Annotated in this window: 1 protein-coding gene; it reads left to right on the top strand. The window is 37.0% G+C overall.

Annotated elements, in window-relative coordinates; genetic code table 11:
* Nucleotides 1–595 (top strand): asparagine synthase-related protein (locus LQ50_RS24145; protein WP_034634312.1); only part of this gene is annotated, 595 nt, incomplete at both ends.

The following is a 595-nucleotide window of genomic DNA, read 5'->3' as shown; positions in this document are numbered from 1 at the left end:
ATTAAGACATTTACTGTTGGATTTGAGCAAGAAGGTTATCATGAACTAAATCCTGTGAAGCAAACAGTGGAAGCTTTGGAGGTTGAAAATTCTTATTATCAAGTTTCAGTTACTGAATTTATTGAGGAACTTCCTAAAATTATTTGGCATTTAGATGATCCTGTTGCTGACCCAGCAGCTATTCCCCTTTACTTTTTAGCAAGGGAAGCTGCCAAACATGTAAAAGTTGTCTTATCTGGCGAGGGTGCAGATGAACTGTTTGGAGGCTACCGAATCTATAAGGAGCCTTTGTCACTTCGTCCTTTATCATCACTTCCGGATAGTGGTAAAAGAATGATGAATTTCATTCTTAATCGAGTTCCACAAAAAGTAAAGGGCAGAAATTATATAGAACGCGGGCTTACACCGATCGAAAAGCGTTACTTTGGGAACGCAAAAATGTTTTCGGAAGCCGATAAATTTAAGTTGTTAAGCCAGTATCAATCAGTATATAACTATGAAAAGATTACTACTCCATTTTACGAACAAATTCAACACCTTGATGATATTACGAAGATGCAATATATCGATCTTCAGACATGGTTACGAGGTGATA

The sequence above is a fragment of the Halalkalibacter okhensis genome, from assembly GCF_000787375.1.
GTDB classification, from domain to species: Bacteria; Bacillota; Bacilli; order Bacillales; family Bacillaceae_D; genus Halalkalibacter; species Halalkalibacter okhensis.
Note: the sequence above shows the minus strand (reverse complement) of the source record. Positions and strands in the feature narration are given on the sequence as shown.